Source organism: Aporhodopirellula sallentina SM41, assembly GCF_000346505.1.
Classification (GTDB): domain Bacteria; phylum Planctomycetota; class Planctomycetia; order Pirellulales; family Pirellulaceae; genus Rhodopirellula; species Rhodopirellula sallentina.
This window is the reverse complement of sequence record NZ_ANOH01000283.1, coordinates 1-19721: the sequence shown is the minus strand read 5'-3', so window position 1 is coordinate 19721 and position 19721 is coordinate 1. Positions and strand designations below refer to the sequence as shown.

Genomic DNA, 19721 nt, shown 5'->3' with positions numbered 1-19721 from the left:
CCTAGAACGACTTGCCGCGAACGTGCAAGAGCAGCATCATTCAATCGCAACTAGGTTCAGGGAAACGTTCAACACCAACCACAAGGTAAGTCACCGGCAAGCGTTAACCGGTCGAGTCCCCCTCTTTTCCGAAGAAACCCGATCCGCATCTATCCGTTCGAGCATAGAAAACAACGTTTCGCGAATCTGGTCTGGCTCCGCCTCTTCAAGGCCATTAAGAATCTCCGAAACCATTTGCATCATGTTTTCATTACTATACGGCGGTTGATATATAGCATTTACCTTTAAGTGTGCTGTCTCCATCCGGATTTCTGAATCAGACTGCAGTTCCTCAAACAGTTTTTCCCCTGGTCGCATTCCGATGACTTGTATGTCAATTCCGTCAGCAGGCAGACCGCTAAGACGTATTACATCCTTCGCAAGGTCTACGATTTTAAGCGGGTTCCCCATATCAAGAACAAACACCTCCCCACCCTTAGACATAGCCGCGGCCTGCAAAACAAGCTGACTAGCCTCTGGAATGGACATGAAAAACCGCGTCATGCGTCGGTCAGTAATGGTAATTGGACCACCGCCCCTTATTTGTCTCTGGAAGGTTGGCACGACACTTCCTGCACTTCCTAGAACATTACCAAAACGAACAGCACAAAACTTTGTCTGGGATCGACTACCAACCGTATGGATGATTTTTTCGGCCATTGCCTTAGTCGCACCCATCACATTAGCAGGACGAACAGCTTTATCAGTACTAATTAACACAAACGCATCAACTTTTGATTCGTCCGCTAATTCGGCAATGACACGAGTTCCGCCAACATTGTTCCTAATAGCCTCACCTGGATGCATTTCCATCAAAGGCACGTGTTTGTGTGCAGCGGCGTGAATAACGATCTCAGGACGGTATCTTTTAAACACGACTTCCATCCGGCCACGATCCGCGATATCTGCTATCACTGGGACCAATGACTGCCTAGGCATACTACCGCGAAGCTCAGCGTCTATTGCGAAGATCCGGTTCTCCCCCCTACTACCAAAATCAATTCAGAGGGAAGAAATGCTTTTACTTGTCGACATATCTCACTGCCAATACTACCACCTGCCCCCGTAACCATCACCCGCCTGCCTGAGATCAGGCCGCCGATCGCATGATTGTCCAAGACCACAGGATCTCGACGCAGCAAGTCGTTGATGTCTAACGAGCGAACGGGAATATCATTCGTCCCCTGCAGGACATCATCCAATGGAGGCAGAATCTTTAAGTCCAGGTTTGAGTCGTTGCATTGTTCTACAAGGCTACGGAGTCGCTCAGCGGGAAGAACCCCGGCCGGCACTAGAACATCCTTCGCACGAAACTTTTCAGCAATCTCGACTATCGAATTCAGATCTCCGGCAACCGGAAGATGCCCTAGTCTCGCGTGACGCCTATAATCCCCTACAGCTACCAGTGCTTTAATGCGGTAATCTAATCCTTGCCTTGCGTTCACCTGACTCGCCAATTGACCTGTCAGATGATCACAACCAACAATCAACGCTGGGCGAAACTTCCTTCTCTTGAGAGCTGGCCCGAACTGCTCATCGAACAAGCGCCAGGAGCTTCGCAAGCTACCAATACAAAGAATTGTCAAAGCTGAATCCAGCAGAACAACACTGCGTGGAACTTGACCAACAAAACCATATGTCAAATACCCGAGCAAAATCATTGCTGCAAGGGATACTGTAGTCGCGCGAAACAGTGCGATCAAATCGCCAAAGGTAACGTATCGCCACCAACCATGAAAATGACCTGATAAGTAGAACAACACCACCTTCAACCCCACCACTAGTGGCAGCGATTGCAAAACCAAGCTCCAAGCACGATCAGTAAACTGAAATTCATAGCGAATCCAAAAGGCCGACAATAGAATGATGGCAAAGAGAAACGTGTGAAGAACAACCAAGATCGCCAACCGAACTGGGGGCTTGCGAGCATAATCTAATGTCATGGCAACAAAACCAGCGAGCTGCTTCAGTGATGGATGCGATCCGTCGAATTTATACATATATCACTTGGTCACTAAGCTATTAAATAAAACTTCACAGCTTCCCAAAAGCAAAATCCATACAAACAGAAACGATTTGAACACGAGAAGCTTCCTCAAGAAGGACACACGGGTCACGACACTGACTGCAGATCAAAAGGAGCTGACTTCTCGCCATAGTAAGCTTTGTGAGATTCGCCGTAGCCGTAGCCATAAGCATCAGCGTCGTAGCCACCAGTGTATCCATACTTCTTGTCTTTCGACTGGTAACCATTGACTATGATGGCCCCAACTTCGCTTCCACTGCGTTGAAGGATGTCGCAAGCACGAATCGCCGACTTGCGTCCGTTTTTGATAATCCGCACGGCTAACAAAACATTGTCCATTTCCTCGGAGACCACGGCGGCATCAGAGACGGCTAGTACGGGTGGCGTATCAACAACAATGAAATCAAATTTGTCACGCCAGACATTGATCAATTGGGAGAAACGATCGGATTGCAGAAGCTCCGATGGATTTGCTGGAATCGCCCCTGCCGAAACGGCGAACAGGTTATCGCTGACTGTTGATTGAACCACGTCAGTCGGGTCACAAAGATCCTGCAACGCCTCTGAGAAACCGGACTCACCAGATAGGTGTAACAAACGGGCCACTCTAGGCTTTCGAAGGTCAGCGTCCACGATGAGCGTACGCTTTCCAGTCTGCGCGAAAGCCATCGCAAGATTGACACTCGTCGTCGATTTACCGTCACCGGGAAGCGGAGACGTAACCTGAATCACCTGATGCCCATTCTTACGTGCTGCCACCAGCAACCCTGTACGAAGCACCCGAAATACTTCTGCCGCTGGGGTACGAGGTTGGTGATGGACACGAATGGAACTATCGATTTCAAATGGCGGATCTTTTCGCTTGCGTTTGATGGGATCAAAGCGTGGAACATGGGCAAGAACGGGCGCCCCGAGAGTTGCTTGCACATCGTCAGGATCAACGAAGGTTGTGTCCATCAAATCAGCCAGCAACGCCATCCCCATGCCAAACATTCCACCGGCGAAGATACCAAGAGCGAGAACAATCAACGGACGCGGCCATGCGGGTCGTTCTTGCGACTCAGCGTCTCCAATGACATCAGTTGAGAAACCCGCGTAGTCACGGACGAAGTTCAGTTCTTTCAACGTGGACTGAGTATCGTCAAAGATTGCTTGCCGACGCTCGAGGTCACGTCGCATCGATTCGGCTTGGACCTCGGCTTGCTCGAGTTGCTTTGCAAGTTTCAATTCCTGTTCGCTTCGCGTCTGCAGAACCTGCCGCTGACGCTGAAGCCCCATAACATCGTTCTTCAGAAGCCCCACATAGGTCTGCAGCATTTCGGCAGGCGTGATACGTTCCTGAGCGTCACGGGCTTGAATCTTTGATGAGTTATTGTCGATAAACTTCCGCATCATCTCGATTTGCTCACGCAACGACACAATCTGCGGGTGCCCGTCACTGAACTTCTCGCGAAGCTTCTTTTCCTTCATCACGAGCGTTAAGTATTCGTCGTATTCAGCTTGCGCCGTTGCTTGCCGAATTGGCTGATCAGCCTGAAATGCCTCACTGGCAACGTCACCTCGGGTCATCTCAATCATCAACTTCAGACGATTTACCTCCTTCTCGCTAAGCAAAGAAAACCGATCAACATCGGTGATTTCACTGGCATCTTTACTAGCAAGGAAATCGGATATGACCGTCAGACGAGACGACGACTCGGCTTCCCTCTCTGTCAATTCATGCAAGTCATCTTCGATTTTTTCGAGACGTTCCTTATGGATGTTTCGTGTCTTCTCACCGTCCCACATGATTTGGCTGCCTGCGAGATGCTCAGCGAGCTTCCTTTCTGCATCACGAACCTCCTGAGCAGTTTCTTCTGACAGTTGCGTAAGCAACTCCACTGCCTGCGTGCTCGTTCCTGCAAAATGATCGTCGAGATAGATCTTATATTCGTCAAAAATAGCCCGGAGTATTAAAGCACAATCAACTGGCGATGGATCATCATAAGTTGCCTTTAGGGTGTGAGCGTCTTTAGCTACACCATCCCCTCCTTTGGTTACCTCAAGATTGTCCAAAATATAAGCAAGCGGCGACAAATTTTCGCTTTCACTGATCGCATCGACAACGCTTTTTACTTCGTCCAGGTCATGTTTTTCGATCGCAGACTTAAGTATTCGTCGACTTGAAAAAAGCTGAATATGAGTTGAAAGAACATCTTCTTTGGTATCGACCCCTTCCACCGATGAACTCGAATTAGCTCCCCTGACCAAATCACCAGACTTCTGGCCGACCAAAATTTCCATTTCTGCACGGAATGTTGGCGGAGTCAGAACGTAATAAAGAACAGCCGCGGCTACACCGATGAACAAGCCGAGGGCGATGAGGCCTTTGCGGCGGCGGAGGATGCCGAGGAGATCTAGCAGGTCCGTTTCTTGCTGTTCGGGGTAACTGCGAGGTTGAGGAGCAGCGGTGTCGTTCATTTACGGCGTCTCGATGGGGAGAAGTTTGGTCGATTGTCGATGGTGCAGTCGTTTGGACTGCTCGAACAGGGTCTTATAACGCTGATTGGTCGGTGCCAAATTCATGGCGACTCGAGCTTGCGAGGCAGCTTCATCGGCAATACCGCTTTGGTAAAGCATTCGAGCGTAGCGATATCTTAATTCGGGATCCTTTGGGTCGGCTTGTACCGCTTGCGAACAATGCTCCGCTGCAGTTTTGTAGTCACCCTGCGACGAAGCAATGGACGCGAGTGCAACCAGCCGGGAAATAGGTTTCATCTCAGTCGACGTGGCTGCTGCCGCTGCTTTCTCAAGCAAAGCATCTCGCAACTCCTCTACGCCAGGCTCCTTTGCGATCCTCAATGCCAATCGGTAAGGGGCCACCCAATTGTTGGGCATCAGGTGTTCAGCAATTGCTTCGTCGGTCAACTTTAGTCGGGAGAGGCGATAGATCAATTCCAAATGCGTCAGATCAACCGAAAGCGTTTGTCTCCATTGATCTGTCATCGCTTCGATATCACCGGCAGCCCAGGCGAGCAGCCCATTGCCCAAAGTTTGACGCGGATCTACTGCGGAAAGCCGCATGGAATTTGCGAAAATTTTGTCCCACGGACGGCCGGATGCGGCGGCAAGCTGAGCCATCCGCATATGAGTTTTTGGTTGGACGGGATTGGCTGCCAACGACAACGCGAACTGGCTCCACGCCGCTTCCAGCGAAGGCTCCGATGCGATCTGCTGCTTGATTCGCTGCTTTTGCAACTCGGTCGGGCTGCGATCGCTTTCGTCATATAGTTTGGTAATGATCGATCCGAGAGAAGTGCGATCCCAATCATCGATCGGATTGGTGGGACGTGCCTGCGCGACTTGCCCTGCTCGGATCTGATCATAAGTAAAACGCTGGGCCCGATGCATGTGTAACTGAATCAATCGACGGCGCAAACGTTCATTCGACGGGCTGCGTTTTAATTCTTGTTGAAGTTGGTCGATCCACTCGTCCGCGGTAGCGACAGTTGGTGACGGAGTACTCGGCGTGAAAGTAGTTGAGGCAAGAAGGCGATCCCCCCTCACACAACGTGCCTGATGCCAAAGCGCCCATGACAGCCCCGCCCCCATAAGCACCACGACAATGGAAGTTGCCAGAAGCGGGCCTCGCGTTGCAGAACTGACTGATAACCTTACCGCTCCCGGTTTGCTACTCGCCGACTCACTCGCCGACCGACTCGCCGATCTGCTCGACTTGGACACTCGATGCCGGCCTGAAGGTGACGCCGCCACGGAAGCACCAATGAGCACACACGCGACCAGCAAGTTTGCCGGCATCAACAACCCGAACTCGGTGAACGCGTGAAGTGCCTGAAACAACAATGCGCCCAGAGCAGCGATACCAAGTGCTTGCTTCTCAACAGTCCTATCAGATTGACAAAGCGAAATTGCTGCTTTGCCGGCGACGTAAAGGAATCCGCAAACTAATAAGATCCCAGGAATCCCGGCTTCGACCAGCATTTCTAAATATTGGTTATGGGCGTTGGGCAACCAACCTCGACTCGTCGTGGGCTCAAACGGCAAGATTGCATACCCATAGGTCCCGAGCCCCGATCCAAGTGGCAGAAAGTGCAGTAGCGCGGGAATCGAATCTCGCCAAATTTGCCATCGCCCGTCCGCCATGACCCGATCGACATTCAGATCGTCTATGCGATCCTCAAAGCGATCGAGAAAACCAATCGACTGAATCACCAGCATGCTCAGCAGCGCGACCGCCAAGAATCCGCCAAAGCGTCCCAGTCGCCGGGGAGACTTTCGATGCTTCCACACAAGAGCGATCGCGACAGCGGTGATGATGAACGATGTCCACGCTCCGCGAGAATTGCTACAAACCAATCCCACGAGTAGCCAAACGACCAGCAACGCAATCGACAACACCAGTGGATTGCTCAGCACACGCGACCAACCGCCAGGAACCTCATACACGCCGGACTTGGATGAGCGATTAGAACTCATCACGTAATGCAGCAAACCGATGGCACAGAACAGCGCCATGCCGACAAAGTCGGCCCCATGGTTGCGAACTAGAAAGGTGCCAAACGGTGTTGTTCCACCTTCGTTGGGCACTCCCCAAAAGATCTCGCCGGGGTGAACCGCGATCTGCACGATGCCCCAGAACACTTGTGTGGCCCCGCAAGTGGCGATGGCTGCGAGCAAGAACAATCTCGTCTTGGGTGTTTGGAAAAGCCCCGCACCTAGAAACAAGCCGACGATGCCAATCAGCGCCAATGCGATCCAGTTGTAAGATTCCCACGGCACCAATGAAATGATCGACCAACTCGATGGATCGATTCCCGCGTATTGCTCTCGGAGTGAATAAGTTCCACTCACTGCGGAGGCCAACCACGAGGGCAAGGGAACCAACTGTGTCACGGCGATCGCAATCAGCCCCAGTGACAAGCCCCACAGCCAGCGTGTGGGGCGGAGCATGGGGGCGACGTGTCTCAGATCCAGCCACGCGAGCAACAGGGCCGCAGCGAGCGAACTGAGAATCAGGAAACGCGGGAGATGGTAAAAGCCACCGATCAGCCAAGCCGCGATCCAAATCGTCGCAACCAACACGATCCGCGACGCGTCCAAGAAAGGTGTTTGTCCCCATCGGGGCACCTGCCGCGATCCGACACGACCGGCGTGCAAACCGTCACTTTGGGATGGCGAAGCGTGCTTGGGCATGAGTGCAATTACCGGGAGGTAAACAGCGCCACGTCCTTGCGCATTGTCCGAGAGAAGATGAGAGCAATGAGTCTAAATCAAACTCTCGATTGCACCATCCTCGATTGGGAAAATATTAACCAGTTAGAGCCGGCTGTGCCAAAAAAAACGCCGCCCAAAAGGGACGGCGTTTGTAGTTATTCGATTTAGTTGTCAGAACTATGGACGGATATAAACGACATTATCGTCGTCATCCAAACCAGCGAGTCCGGCGAGACCGGCCAATCCAGCGAGGGCCAAACCGCCACCGCCGAAGCCGCCTCCTCCACCGCCGCCGCCCATGCCGCAGGAACTGCCGTATCCGCAGCCCATCATTGGTGCACCCTCGAGTGGCTCTTCGACGAGGATTTCTTCCTCACAAAGAATTTCTTCGCTGATGACCACTTCTTCGATGATTTCGACGGGTTGTTCGCAGCAGCAAACCTCGACCGCGTGACCGCAGCAAGGTGCAACTGGAGTCACGACTTCCGCGTGACAAGGTTGGCTGAGACGGCAACCGACGAGCGACTCACGCTCAGCCAGCAATTCCTCTTCGTTCTCAGCACCTTCGTCGAGCTTAAGATCCAGTTCGATGATCTCGATATCGAGCTTCGTAACGAGCTGCTCGCAAGTAAGGTTGTTTTCTTCGCTATCAGCCAAGATCTTCGAAACCAAGGTTTCTCGGTTCTCTTGGGTGGACTTCGTGTCGGCAGTCGCACCTTCGCTGCTGACCGCGAACGCTTGGACACCGAGCCCTGCGACGCAAATGGCTGCAATCGCCAGTTTTCCGAATGTTTTCATCATGATGTAGATACCCTTGGTTTGGTGACCAAAACAGACTCGCAATCAGTGCCAGCGCGGCATCCTCCTACAAGCTCAACCGATAATAGGAGTACCAACCACCCGAATCAACCCCCTATTGCCCCTATTTTGTCATTTATGCCGATTAAATGGGGGGACTGAACGGTGAACTAGCCACGCGAACACGTGCACGCACGGCCACCGCCCAAATTCACACTAACACGATAGCAGCGATGTCGCCTCCTGCCGACTCCGAGCGGTAGGCTGAAACACTCTAAAAACCAAGCATTTCCCAATTTGGAACGCAGGATGCTTGGGCCGAGCGTGCCCGCTTCGACACACGAACTGCGATGACTCGCTCGCCACGAAACACGCACCGCAAACGACTGGAACACTGCGCGGGCGGCTACCCCGATCCATGAACTCGGCATTCTTCATCCGACGTTCGCCACAAGAGTGACAAACATTCATACAGTAAAATTGGCGATAGCATTACAGGATCGTCCAGCCTCTGACTTGCCGTACTCTAACTCGCCGAGGGAGCGTCCTCGGGAATGGTCACCCCGACGACCGCCGCTCCGACACTGTCTCCGAAGACATTGACTGTCGTCCGGAAACGGTCCAACAGCCAATCGACGGCTAGGATCAATCCGATGTACTCCAGCGGCAGTCCCACGGCACCGAGAACGATCAGCATGGTCACCAATCCTGCTTCGGGAATCCCCGCCGCTCCGATCGCGGCGAGGGTTGCGGTGACGGCAACGATGGCCTGCTGCCCAATCGTTAGGTCATTCCCGATTGCCTGGGCGATGAAAATCGCTGCTGCAGCCTCATAGAGCGCCGTTCCGTCCATGTTGATGGTCGCTCCGAGGGGAATGACGAATTCAGTCGAACGTTTCGGGATTCCCGCTGATTCGGCGCACTCCAGTGTTACCGGCAGGGTTGCCGAGGAACTCGCGGTCGAGAACGCCGTGAGAAGCGCCTGGCTCATGGCGGCGGCGAAGCGGAACGGGTTTTCCCGACGCACGATCCAAAAGATCAACGGCAACACAACAAACGCATGAATCGCCAACCCGATCAGGACGGCGGCAAAGTACCAACCGATTTGCCCGAGTTCCTCGAAGAACCGCCCGTCGGCTTGTGCCTTTCCGAAACGGGCCGTGACGAGACAAAAGATTCCGATCGGAGCGATTTTCATCAGCGCCATCACGAACGAAAGCAACGCATGATTGGCTTCGCTGACAAAGGTGGCAATCGTACGAGTCTCATCTGGCATCGTTGTTAGCAACGCCCCAAAGCAAATCGTGAACACAATGATTGGGAGCAACTGGGTCTCGACGGCGGCCCCAAATAGATTGTCTGTCACCAACATCAATGCCAGGTTTTTCAGGATCACGTTGGTGCTGGGGGCCTCATCGTTATCGGCCGGCAAATCGGTGAACACGCTAGCGACCGCATCCTCGCTCAGTCCACTTTCGGCGGCGAGGGTTCGGCGGAGGACCTGATCGGGCATCTCTTCCGCGGTGGCAAATTTCTCGAGTTGTTCCTTGTTGATGGTGCCGACGCCGGGACGCACGACGTTGACGACAATCAATCCCACAATGACAGCCAGCACCGTGGTACACAGGTAATAGCCCACCGCGGCGGCGCCGGGTTTGCCCAAGCGACGCACATCGCCGAGCCCGAGCACACCACACATGACCGACGTGAACACCAACGGCACGACGATCATCTTCAACGCGCGGAGAAACAACTCTCCGCCGATATCAAAATGCACCGCTACATTCGGAAAAAGCAGTGCGACCGCGATTGCCGCGACAATCGCGCCGGCGATCCAGTAGGTGAGTGAATTGCTGTGTTTGGGTGGCTTTGAATGGTCGGCCATTTTACTGTTCCTTCATTATTCCCTGGAAAACATCGCATCGCGGATGAAGGCCCATTAGAAACCCTTCGTCCATTGCCGTCATGGCAGTGTCGTCAATGAAAACAAAATACCCGTTTGCCTCCCCCGAATGTGGTGGCAACTGATCAAACGCGACCTACTTTTCTATTGAAGTTACTTTTCTGATTCGATGACACTCTTTCGTTGGGAACACGCTCATGGGGCTGTTTCGTTCTAACCACTCGACGCGCGGCGGATTCCGCCGGGCCTCCTTCGGCACGCTTCTATTCATTTTCGGATTGGTGACAAGCGTGTTTGTCGGCGTCCCGTCGCTGCACCAGTCACTGACGAAGAATCAAACGCCGGTGACATTGACTTGCATCGAACTGTTGCGTGGTGGTGTGCCTGAAGAGACTTCCATGGTCGTGCTGCGCGACGCTGAAATTCACCCGCCGGCGAAACTCGACTTGAACGCGGCCGGACTTTCCGATTCGCCGATTGGTGAAAAGGTGCAGGCTGTCTTGGCGTACCCACGTGCGAGCAAGTTAGTAGACAAACTCGTCCGCGGGGACGTTCTTCCGCGTGGGATGGTCAAACGCCCAGGCCCGCAACCGCTCCGCCTGAGCCCCGGTCGAGAAACGGCAGAAGCCGCAACGGCCGAAACCAGTGAAACCGGTGCGTTGGTCGCTCACGTCAGCGAAGACCCAACGGCAAAATACATCTGCGCGATCGCCGACCAACTTTCATTGCCTGTCCCCGAAGGCCTGCGTCAGGCAGCCAAGATCCCAGCATTCTCGCTCAAACCCGCCAGTACGATCGCGTCGCAGCAAAACGCGTTGATGTGGTGCATCGGCGGAGGCTTGTCGCTCGCTCTCGGTCTCGTACTGTGCGGCAGCGTTCGGCTCGGTTGGTGGTCGATACTCTCACCGATCTCCGCCTTGATCGGTTTGCCCGGCGTACCGCTTCGCAGCGGCCGGGGTGACCGCATGACATGGTTGCTGTCGATCATGATCGGCGCCGCAGGGATCGCCGGCGGATACCACCTCGCTTTTGAGATGGGGCATCTCGGCGAGGCCGGTGGCATCTGGGCGTGGCAGGCCGCCGGTGTGGTTTCGGCATCATTTGGAACCGCAGCCTTGCTCGGCACGATGCTAAGTATGCGAGAAAAGCGCCAGACCGTTTCGCTCGATCACGATGCACTGTCCGATATGGTACCATCGGTCGCCAGCAAAAAGACATCAAAGAAGCAGAAGACTCAGAGCGAAAACACCGAGTCGACCGATCCCGAACCGCGACCTGCAGCGTTGCAATCGATGATCACCAGCAGCGACTACACCCGCCGTTACCTCGACCCGCGTCTGAACGTTTCGCCCAATATGGAAACGGCCTCCGACGTGCAAAAGCAAACCGACAGTCTCGAACGACTGCAGTTTGATAGCCCGTTGATTATCGAAATCGCACGGGGAGAAGATACGATCGAAGCGACTGTTCAGGTGGGCTGCCGCAATCTCGTTCTCGCGATGACTGACTGCCTCGACGATCACATGCGGTTGAGGATGGTCAGTATCCTCGACGACGGACACGTGGTCATCAGCGGTAACGGGGAAGACGAACGTCTGACCGAGACGATCAACGGGGAGGCGGCGAGCCTGCGAACGTTTGTAACCACGAAGGCACCAAAACTCGTTACCAAGCACCTTGAGGTAGCAGCCGAGATTGCAGAGCGACGCCACACCAAAATGGTCCTACTCGAACCGAACGAATGGCGTGACGTGATCCACTACAGCGAACGGTGCATGGCCGACGCCCTTCACTGCGCTCAATGTGAGAAGTGGGAGATTGTCGATTCACACTACGGTCGTTTCGCCTATCCACCTCAACCGGTCTCCGCACCAGCCATGGCTTGACCGGATTGATCGTGCGGACCGACGATCCAGCCCTACCGAGCGGGGCTAGGTAAATGGCGTCGTCTGTGGCTCGAAAACCATCGAAGCACGCCTCGTCAATACGGACATATCGACTGATGGAATTTTCAGTTGATGGCATGTTCAGCTAATGGAATTTCCGGCCCAACTCGTCGATGGTTGAGCACCATGTTCGAGCAATCGAAGGACTTCTCGGGGAAACGAACGCCGCCAACTCCTTTGAGATAATCAGGCGATAGGCGAGTAACGCTCTGTTCACTCGGCCATGCGTTTTGCTAATAAGTCGCTTTGTCCAGTTGCGTTTGGACGATGTGACGCCATGTTTCACGGGCGTGAAACACACTCACACGCGACGGGCTTTGTTGTTCCCCGGCAATAACCCTCGATTTCCGACACGCCCCTCGTGATCCCTACCCGATTAACGCGAACCATTTTGTGGGAGATCCTGCGGATCTTCGTTGTCGCGTTGGTAGTTCTAACAACGATCATCTTGCTGATCGCGGTGGCGCGTGAGTTAATCCGCAAGGGACTCGGCCCGATGGCGGTGCTGCATCTGCTGCCCTTTGCGATGCCGATTTCGCTGCAACACGCTGTTCCGGCGACGGCATTGTTTTCGGTCTGCTGCGTGTACGGCCGCATGGCTGCCGACGGCGAAGTCAGCACGGTGAAGTCGTCGGGGATCTCGCCGCTGCGACTACTGCAACCGGCGATTGTGTTTGCGGCTTTACTCAGCCCGATCGCGGTCTACTGCAGCGACATGGCGGTGTCGTGGGGGAAACCCGGCGTGAAACGCGTGGTCCTGCTTTCGATCGAAGACATCGCCTACAAAGTTCTCGAGGCGCAGCATTCGTTCACGTCCGACCATGGTTTTTCGATTCACGTCCGCGAGATCAAAGACCGCCGAATGATCTCGCCGACCGTGGTCATTCGCGGCCGAGGCAAAGAAGCGTTCGAGGTTACCGCGAGCGAAGGCCAACTCGTCATGGACGAAGAACGCCAGGCGTTGGTGCTCAAACTCGTCGACAGTAAAGTCGTTCGGGGCCGCGGTTTTGGCGGAACACTTCCCGGAGAAGCGACGTTCGAGATTCCGCTCGGCAACGCTCTCAGTGAAGACGACACGGCATCGAAGAGCCCCAGCGAACTGCCACTCCGATTGATCAGCCGTGAGAAGTCCAGGCAACGCGAAGACACCCACGCGGCAATCGGCAAGTTGGCGGCGTTCACCGGGTTCGCACTGTTGCAATCGCGACCCGAAACAATTGGCGGCCCGGAAGCTCAAGGCATCCACAGCTCGCTCGCATCGAGCCGCCACCGCCTGACGCGTCTACGCACCGAACCATGGCGACGGTGGGCCGAAGGGTTTACGTGCTTCTTCTTTGTCTTCGTCGGCGCTCCGCTCGCGATCCTGGCTAAGACGAGTGACTACTGGACGACGTTCGGCATGTGTTTCCTGCCGATCATCCTCATCTATTATCCCCTGTTCCTCTTTGGGCTCGACCAAGCCAAAGCCGGAGACCTGCCGCCTTATGGTGTGTGGACGGGGAATGTCGTGCTCGCAGGCATCGGCACCATCCTGATGACGAAGGTGCGTCGCTACTAGCGATTGCTCTTCGGCATTGCCTGAGAAGCTGTTTCAAGACACCTTCCCAGGACGCCCTCCAAAGGGACGTCGAAACAGGTTGCGAAACGGATTCGGAGACCAGCGCACGAAAAAGCCGCCAAACACATACATGCTTGGCGGCCTTTAATTTTCTTGATAAACGCTTGGTCTCTTAACGAACCCGACTCGTAGGCGTGCGGTTCGCGGGCATTCGATCCGCGAGCGTTACCGAGGCTCTCAGTCCTCGGTGATTCCGATCGCAAAGAGCTTGTCTTTGGTGCTGATGAAGATTGTCTCATCAGCGGCAACCGGCGTGCTGTAAACGCTGCTGCCCATGTTGATCTCTTCGATCGGTTCGTTGTTCTCGGGGCCAAATTCGAACACGCAAACGTCTCCGTCCTCGTCTCCGATGTAAACCTTGCCGTCGGCGATCAGCGGGCTGCCCCAGCTTTGCGCGAACATGTCGTAGGTGAAGTGCACGATCGGCATTCCATCAGGAGTCCCTTTGGCGTCGAGGCAGTGCAAAAGACCGGAGAAGTCGGCGATGTAGAGAACATCGTCCTTGATCGCAACGGTTCCACAACTGCGGTGCATTTCCTCTTCGAAGTCGATTTCACCATCGTCATTTTGGTCGGCGATCGAGTAGTGCCAGACGACTGCCGAATTCGGATTGTCGACGGCCGCTTCGCCTTCTTCCGGTTCGACGGCTTGAATCCGTTTGTGATCGATCGGCACTCGCTTGCTACCTTCCATCTTGACTGCGAGCTGCGGCGAAACATCACCACGCTTCGTCGGATCGATACACCACAAGTGACCTTCCCCTTCACCGTGCTCAGGGTCTTGTCCGACGGCGATGTAGACCAAACCTTCATAAGCAACCGGGGTCGCGATCAAGTTATTGCGTGTCCCTTCGCCACCGAGAACCCATTTCGAAGTCTTCGGGTTGCAGTCGAACTTCCACAGCAATTCAGGTTTACCGTCTTTTCCTTCGTTAGCCTTGAAGCTGTAGAGGATGCCATCGCCGCCGCAAAAGAGAACCTGTGGAACGCCACCGAGAACTTCGATCGACGGGCTCGACCATTGGCCGTGCAGGATGTTCGCGCCAGGCGAACGATCCGTCCACAACACCTCACCGGTGTTCTTGTTCATGCAGATAAAACTAGGTGCTTCCGGAGCCGGCAGGTTGATGTGCGACTCGTCCAACCCGTTGCTGGTATTAACGAACAGCAGATCACCGTACGAGGTGACGCTGCACGAACACATATTGTGTTGGCTGACCCCGAGTTCATCCATCATGTTGAACACCCAAATCACGTCAGCGTCTTTCTTGTCATGAACGCCGAGTGATTTGAAGATCGAGATACGAGGGCCGAGCTGTTTGATCGCTAGCTCTCGCTCCACTCCACCGAAGGTGCCCGTGGCTTTCCACGATTTGTTCGGAGCAAGCGTTTCGATTTTGATATCGTCACCCGCTTCGCTGCCGGCATCGGCGAGTTTCTTCCGCAACGCGTCGGTCAGTTTTCCGTCGTTGAGTTGTGCCAGCGAGTCCTCATACTCACTGCCTTCGCCGCTGTCCATCAGATCAGCCACGCGAGCGGTTTCTCCTTGGACAGCGCCGTCGTCTTCGTCGTCATAGAAGCCTTCGGTGTCCAAACAACGCACTTCCCCGCGGCTGGTGACAAACCAAAGGCGATCACCTTCCACAAGCGGTGCACAACAGATGCCCTGCAACGGCCAGTCGTGAACGCGGCCGGTGATCAGTTTTTCGCTGCTGTGCTGCCACAGGAAGTCACCCGTCTTCTGATCGAACGCGAGCAAGCATCCCAGGTCAACGCTCGATGGATAACGATCGAGATATCCTGCTCCGTTATTCGTTCCGACGTAGACCTTGCCGTTGGCAACGACCGGGTTCCCGTAGGTTTGGCTACCGAGTTCGGCATACCAACGAAGATTTTCGGCTTTCTCGTTATCCCATTCACCGGTGCGGCGGTCGAAGCGACCGATGTTCCACGATTCCGGAAGGTTCTTCACGTTCGGCACATTGTTTCGCACGCGGGTACCTCCCCACTGCGGCCAATCCTTGCCGGCGTTGAGGATAGTGTCCGGATCGATGAACTCATCCACCTTGGCATCCGCCGCCTCAGCGTCCGTTGCGTTCTTGGTGGATTCGGTGTCAACGTCCGGTGCCATAGCAGCCGCACTCACAGCCGTTGCGGGCAATACCATGCTGACCGGAGGTTGGCCCCCGGCAACTAGGACGGTCGTGATCGCTCCTAAAACGGACGAAACGAACATCAAAAACAATGCGGTGATTTCAGTACGGGCCATGGTGGAGGATGGATAGGAGGGGAGAGTTGAATAGTTGGATCAAAGCCTGGCCACGCAGGACCGGCATCTCGTTCTCGGTGACTTCTGGTTGTTGAAGACGTCTCGTTCTCGTTGACTTTAGTTCTCAGTGACTTCCAGATTGTCGATCGCGATTTCGGCGACTTTGGCGTTCCCGTAAAGCCCGGGGCTCGCCGTCATGACAGGCGATTTATCTTCCGCCGTCACCGTCCATGCTTCCGGTTCGGCTTCATCGCGTGGCCACACTTTTCCTTGCAAGACCGCCACTGCGTTCTCGCCGCTGCCTTTGACCTCGGCTCGCAATTTCATCCGGTACCAACGATCAGGCTCCCACGGGAAGTCGACCGTTTGGGCCATCCGCAGTTGCGGCGACCAGGTTCGGATTTGCAGTTGCTGGCTGTTGCCCATCAGGTCGAGGACATATCCGTGTGCGGTTAGACCGATGTCCGGCATTTGGCCATTGCTACGTTTGCCTTGAACGTCCGCGGCGATGGTGTAGTTGTTCAGTTCACTCGAACCCATCCAGGCACGACTGCGTGCACCTTTGGGAATCGTGCTGACCTTGACCAACGCGGGCGATCCATCAACCGGCCGGATTTGGTGACGATAGCGAGCCCCGACCCAAGTCACGGGCGGATCGCTCAGATCGTCAAAAGTGAATTTCCAGGGGAGTGGCGGAACGATTCGGACTCGCGCCGACCCCGTAACGCTTCCAATCGAAGCGGTGATCACAGCAGCCTCATGCGAAGCCTCTTCACTCGCGATGAAGGTTGAATTCTCGATCCGTCCCGGTCCGCTGACCGCGTAGGTGACGTCACCGTTGCCGGGGGCCGCGAGTTGTTGACCGAGTTCATTGAAGACGCGTACCGACAACTCAACCGACTGACCGGGCTCCACGAGCAGTTCGGCGGGAGTGACCAGAAGCTGCGTGATCTCCGAATTCTGTTCGATCGGGGTTTCGCCCACGAGTTGTTCGGCCAGACTCACTGCCGTCTGCTTGCCTTCCTCGGTACCGACGCAGTAAAGCGCCGAGGTGCCTTGGAAGTACAGTTTGCCTCCGGCCAAGATTGGCGAGGCGTAGAACGCTTCGTTGCGAAGCCGACCTTTGTTGATGAAGTCCACGCCGTCTTCGGTGATCTCGGCGATCGCCCAGCGGCCGTTTTCGGTCAGGATGTACAGTTTTTCGTCGGCATAGAGCAAACTCGGCCATTGCTTGCGGTCGCCCACGGTGATCCGTTCAGCGATCATGTCGCCCGTGTCGGCATCGATGACCCACAACTTGCAGCGGTCATCCACGACATACAGTCTTCCGTCGACTACGACCGGGGCACTGCGACCGACGACGAGTTCATCGAGCTTCCATAGCTCTTTGACCGTCGTGTCGTCACCGCTGCCGGTAACCTCCAGTGCGGCGATCGCCCCCATCGCGCTGCCCGAGACGTTTTCTTCGCTGTGGCTGCAATAGACTCGGTTACCGTCCACCAAAGGGGTCGCGAAAATCCCGCGACGTGACAGGTCATAGTGCCACAACGGTTTGCCGGTGCGTGGTTGGAAACCCCAGATCGCTCCGTCGCCCGTGCCCAGAATCAGTTGTCGCTGGCCATCGATCGTGGTCAGCGTCGGAGCCGAGTAGGTCGTATCGTGTGGCAGATCGCGTGTCCCGGAGAACCAAATCACCTCACCGGTGAGTTTGTCCATTGCGATCAAGCGGTGGTTCGGTTTCGCGGCATCGCCCCAGTTAATGATGATGCCGCTGATGATCACAAGATCTTCGTGAACGACGGGAAAGTTCGTCCGTCCGCCGTAGGTACTCAGCAGACCGAACTGCTCGTGCAGCGGTTTGCTCCAGATGGTTTGTCCCGTTTTTCCGTTAATGCACAAGAAAAGGTCGCAAACGCCCAGTGCATAAACATTGCCTGATTCCGGATCGGCGACGACGCTGCTCCACCCGACGCGGGTGTCAGGAACGTCGGACATCCAGACGTTAAAGCGGTTCTCCCAAAGGGTTTCGCCCGTCTTCGCGTCCAAACACACGACTTTCTCGCCTTCGATCGGCGTTCCCCGATCAGCACGAGTGATCGTGTACAACCGCCCATCCATCACGACGGGAGTACTGCGTGCACCGAGATCATCCCGTTTCCACAATAGATTGCTGTCGTCACCGCCTTCGGCGTCCCAGTCATCAACCAGACCCTCCGCCTCGGCCACACCGTTGAAATGAGGGCCACGCCAAAAGGTCCAGTCTGCCGTTTCGTCAGCAAAGGCTGAAAGCGAAGTCACAGTGGCAAACACAAACGCCGTCGCGGCCAACAACGAACCGATGTGCGATCGGAAAAAGCCAACGTCAGCATGCACGGTGCGGAGAAGTGTCGAGGTCGTGGGGGACATCAAGCGAACCGAAATGGTAGGGGCGGTGGGTAGTCAGAGGGTGAGAGCCGTTTGGCTTCCCTCCACTTTAACAGTCAGTCAAAAAAACCGGGAGGTGATGGATCGGAGCAGTATATCGATTTGGCCAATCAAGTAAGTGAGCGGTTGAGATGATCATTTCAGTTGTCGCGGCGAGGAACGCCGGTTCAGCATCACGGGTCAAAACAATCGCCATTCAGCTTTTCAAGAGATCTTCATCAAGCGGATCGAATTCAGGGTGACAAATGACCAGCGTCCTCATCATTCCGATCGCTCGGTGCACGACGCCGGGTGGAATCGCCACCGCGGTCAGCGGCGAAACCGGCGTCCGAACTCCGTCCAGCTCAATCGCCGCGCCAGGCTCACATTCCAAAATCACATAGACTTCGGTGTGTTCCCGGTGTCGATGGGGCTGAGCGTCTGCGTCAATGTCCGTCAGATGCACGGTCCCGGGGAACTCCGGAAAGTCGGCGAACGCCCGACGAGCCTGGCCGCATGGGCACGAAACCGGTTCGATCGCTGTCAAATCGACGATGCGAGGTTCAGCCATTTCCAATGCAGAGGAGGTGACGTTGGGCGGGATCGGATGTTTCACGAGCGTGAAACGGCGGGAGTGGTAGTTTACACGGTTTTAACGGGTCGCGACGGCCGATTGTTCAATACAACGAAAATGACCGGACATTTGCGTCAAAACCTTATAAACGTAAAAGCTTAACAAGCCACAAAAAAGCAATCGTTCGGCTGTACCCGAGGCCCAACGTCGCCGATACCTCTCTGTGTCCAGGGCCGATCACGTACCTGACCCAGCTTCACTAAGTTGGCGAAACGACGTGGAAAGCCCTGACAGACCCAGAAATGCCGACAGCGGATGTCGGTATCAGACAGGTTTCCAAAGGACAGTAGAAAGATTGCGACGTTTACTCGGAGACGATTCGTCTTCGGGACTGTCGGGTAAACGTGAACTGAACGAAGTCAGCGGGCCGGGTGTCCGCACCTGGTTCGTGAGTGTTCGCAAAAAGATTTCGGGAAATGATCGTCGGCGACTTCGTACGACGACCGCGTCCCCAGATCACCCAACGGTTCGTTCGAGTTGGTCCGCTGCCCACATTGGAAAGCTGTCTTTCCAATCCCGCAAAATTCTAGAGAGGGAGATTGATCTCCATGAAGCGGACAATCCTTACACTGACGATGGTCTTGGCAAGTTCAGTTTGTAGCCAAAGCTATGGCTTCGACTTGCTCGACCGTATGCTTGGCATGAAGGGCTGCGGAAGCTCGACCTCGTGCTGCGAAGCACCATCATGCTGCGACGACCCATGCTGCGAACCGGCCTGCGGCTGTGAGTCGACTTGCTGCGAACCTACTTGCTGCGAACCAGCAACCTGCTGCGAAGCACCTACTTGCTGCGAAGCTCCTTCGTGCTGCGAGCCAGCTTGCGGATGCGAAAGCACTTGCTGCGAGCCAGCAACTTGCTGCGAAGCTCCTACC

The 19721-nt window shown here is 55.0% G+C and carries 9 protein-coding genes and 1 pseudogene; 2 read left to right on the top strand and 8 right to left on the bottom strand.

The window, feature by feature from the left end; all coding sequences use genetic code 11:
• Window positions 1-90: 90 nt before the first annotated feature.
• The 5 genes and pseudogenes from RSSM_RS34840 to RSSM_RS19320 form a co-directional block, all read right to left on the bottom strand.
• Window positions 91-1982: pseudogene (locus RSSM_RS34840) on the bottom strand (polysaccharide biosynthesis protein).
• A 170-nt stretch (window positions 1983-2152) separates the two neighbouring features.
• The gene (locus RSSM_RS19335) at window positions 2153-4525 is read right to left on the bottom strand and encodes a GumC family protein (RefSeq protein ID WP_008682512.1); all 2373 of its coding nucleotides are present in this window, start codon (window positions 4523-4525) and stop codon (window positions 2153-2155) included.
• Window positions 4526-7258 (bottom strand): O-antigen ligase family protein, encoded by a 2733-nt coding sequence (locus tag RSSM_RS19330; protein ID WP_008682510.1) that lies wholly within the window; start codon window positions 7256-7258, stop codon window positions 4526-4528.
• 198 nt (window positions 7259-7456) lie between these two features.
• Window positions 7457-8080: a hypothetical protein gene (locus RSSM_RS19325; RefSeq protein ID WP_008682508.1), complete on the bottom strand. Its 624-nt coding sequence runs from the start codon at window positions 8078-8080 to the stop codon at window positions 7457-7459.
• A gap of 523 nt (window positions 8081-8603) precedes the next feature.
• Window positions 8604-9962, bottom strand: coding sequence for a dicarboxylate/amino acid:cation symporter (locus RSSM_RS19320; protein WP_008682506.1), 1359 nt, complete (start codon window positions 9960-9962; stop codon window positions 8604-8606).
• A gap of 215 nt (window positions 9963-10177) precedes the next feature.
• Here RSSM_RS19320 and RSSM_RS19315 point away from each other — a divergent pair, with 215 nt between their 5' ends.
• Window positions 10178-11866 carry a hypothetical protein gene (locus tag RSSM_RS19315; RefSeq protein WP_008682504.1) on the top strand — a complete coding sequence of 563 codons (1689 nt, stop codon included), beginning with the start codon at window positions 10178-10180 and terminating at the stop codon, window positions 11864-11866.
• Between the two features lie 421 nt (window positions 11867-12287).
• On the top strand, window positions 12288-13484 hold the full coding sequence (locus RSSM_RS19310) for an LptF/LptG family permease (protein WP_008682502.1): 1197 nt from the start codon (window positions 12288-12290) through the stop codon (window positions 13482-13484).
• A gap of 237 nt (window positions 13485-13721) precedes the next feature.
• On the opposite strand, the gene RSSM_RS19305 is transcribed toward RSSM_RS19310, so the two are convergent.
• The 3 genes from RSSM_RS19305 to RSSM_RS19295 form a co-directional block, all read right to left on the bottom strand.
• Window positions 13722-15674: an outer membrane protein assembly factor BamB family protein gene (locus RSSM_RS19305; RefSeq protein ID WP_390174062.1), complete on the bottom strand. Its 1953-nt coding sequence runs from the start codon at window positions 15672-15674 to the stop codon at window positions 13722-13724.
• Between the two features lie 255 nt (window positions 15675-15929).
• The gene (locus RSSM_RS19300; RefSeq protein WP_008682499.1) at window positions 15930-18218 is read right to left on the bottom strand and encodes an outer membrane protein assembly factor BamB family protein; all 2289 of its coding nucleotides are present in this window, start codon (window positions 18216-18218) and stop codon (window positions 15930-15932) included.
• Window positions 18219-18432: 214 nt separating this feature from the next.
• A complete protein-coding gene (locus tag RSSM_RS19295; RefSeq protein WP_044303053.1) occupies window positions 18433-18786 on the bottom strand; it encodes a cupin domain-containing protein in 354 nt (117 codons plus the stop codon).
• Between the last annotated feature and the right edge of the window lie 935 nt (window positions 18787-19721).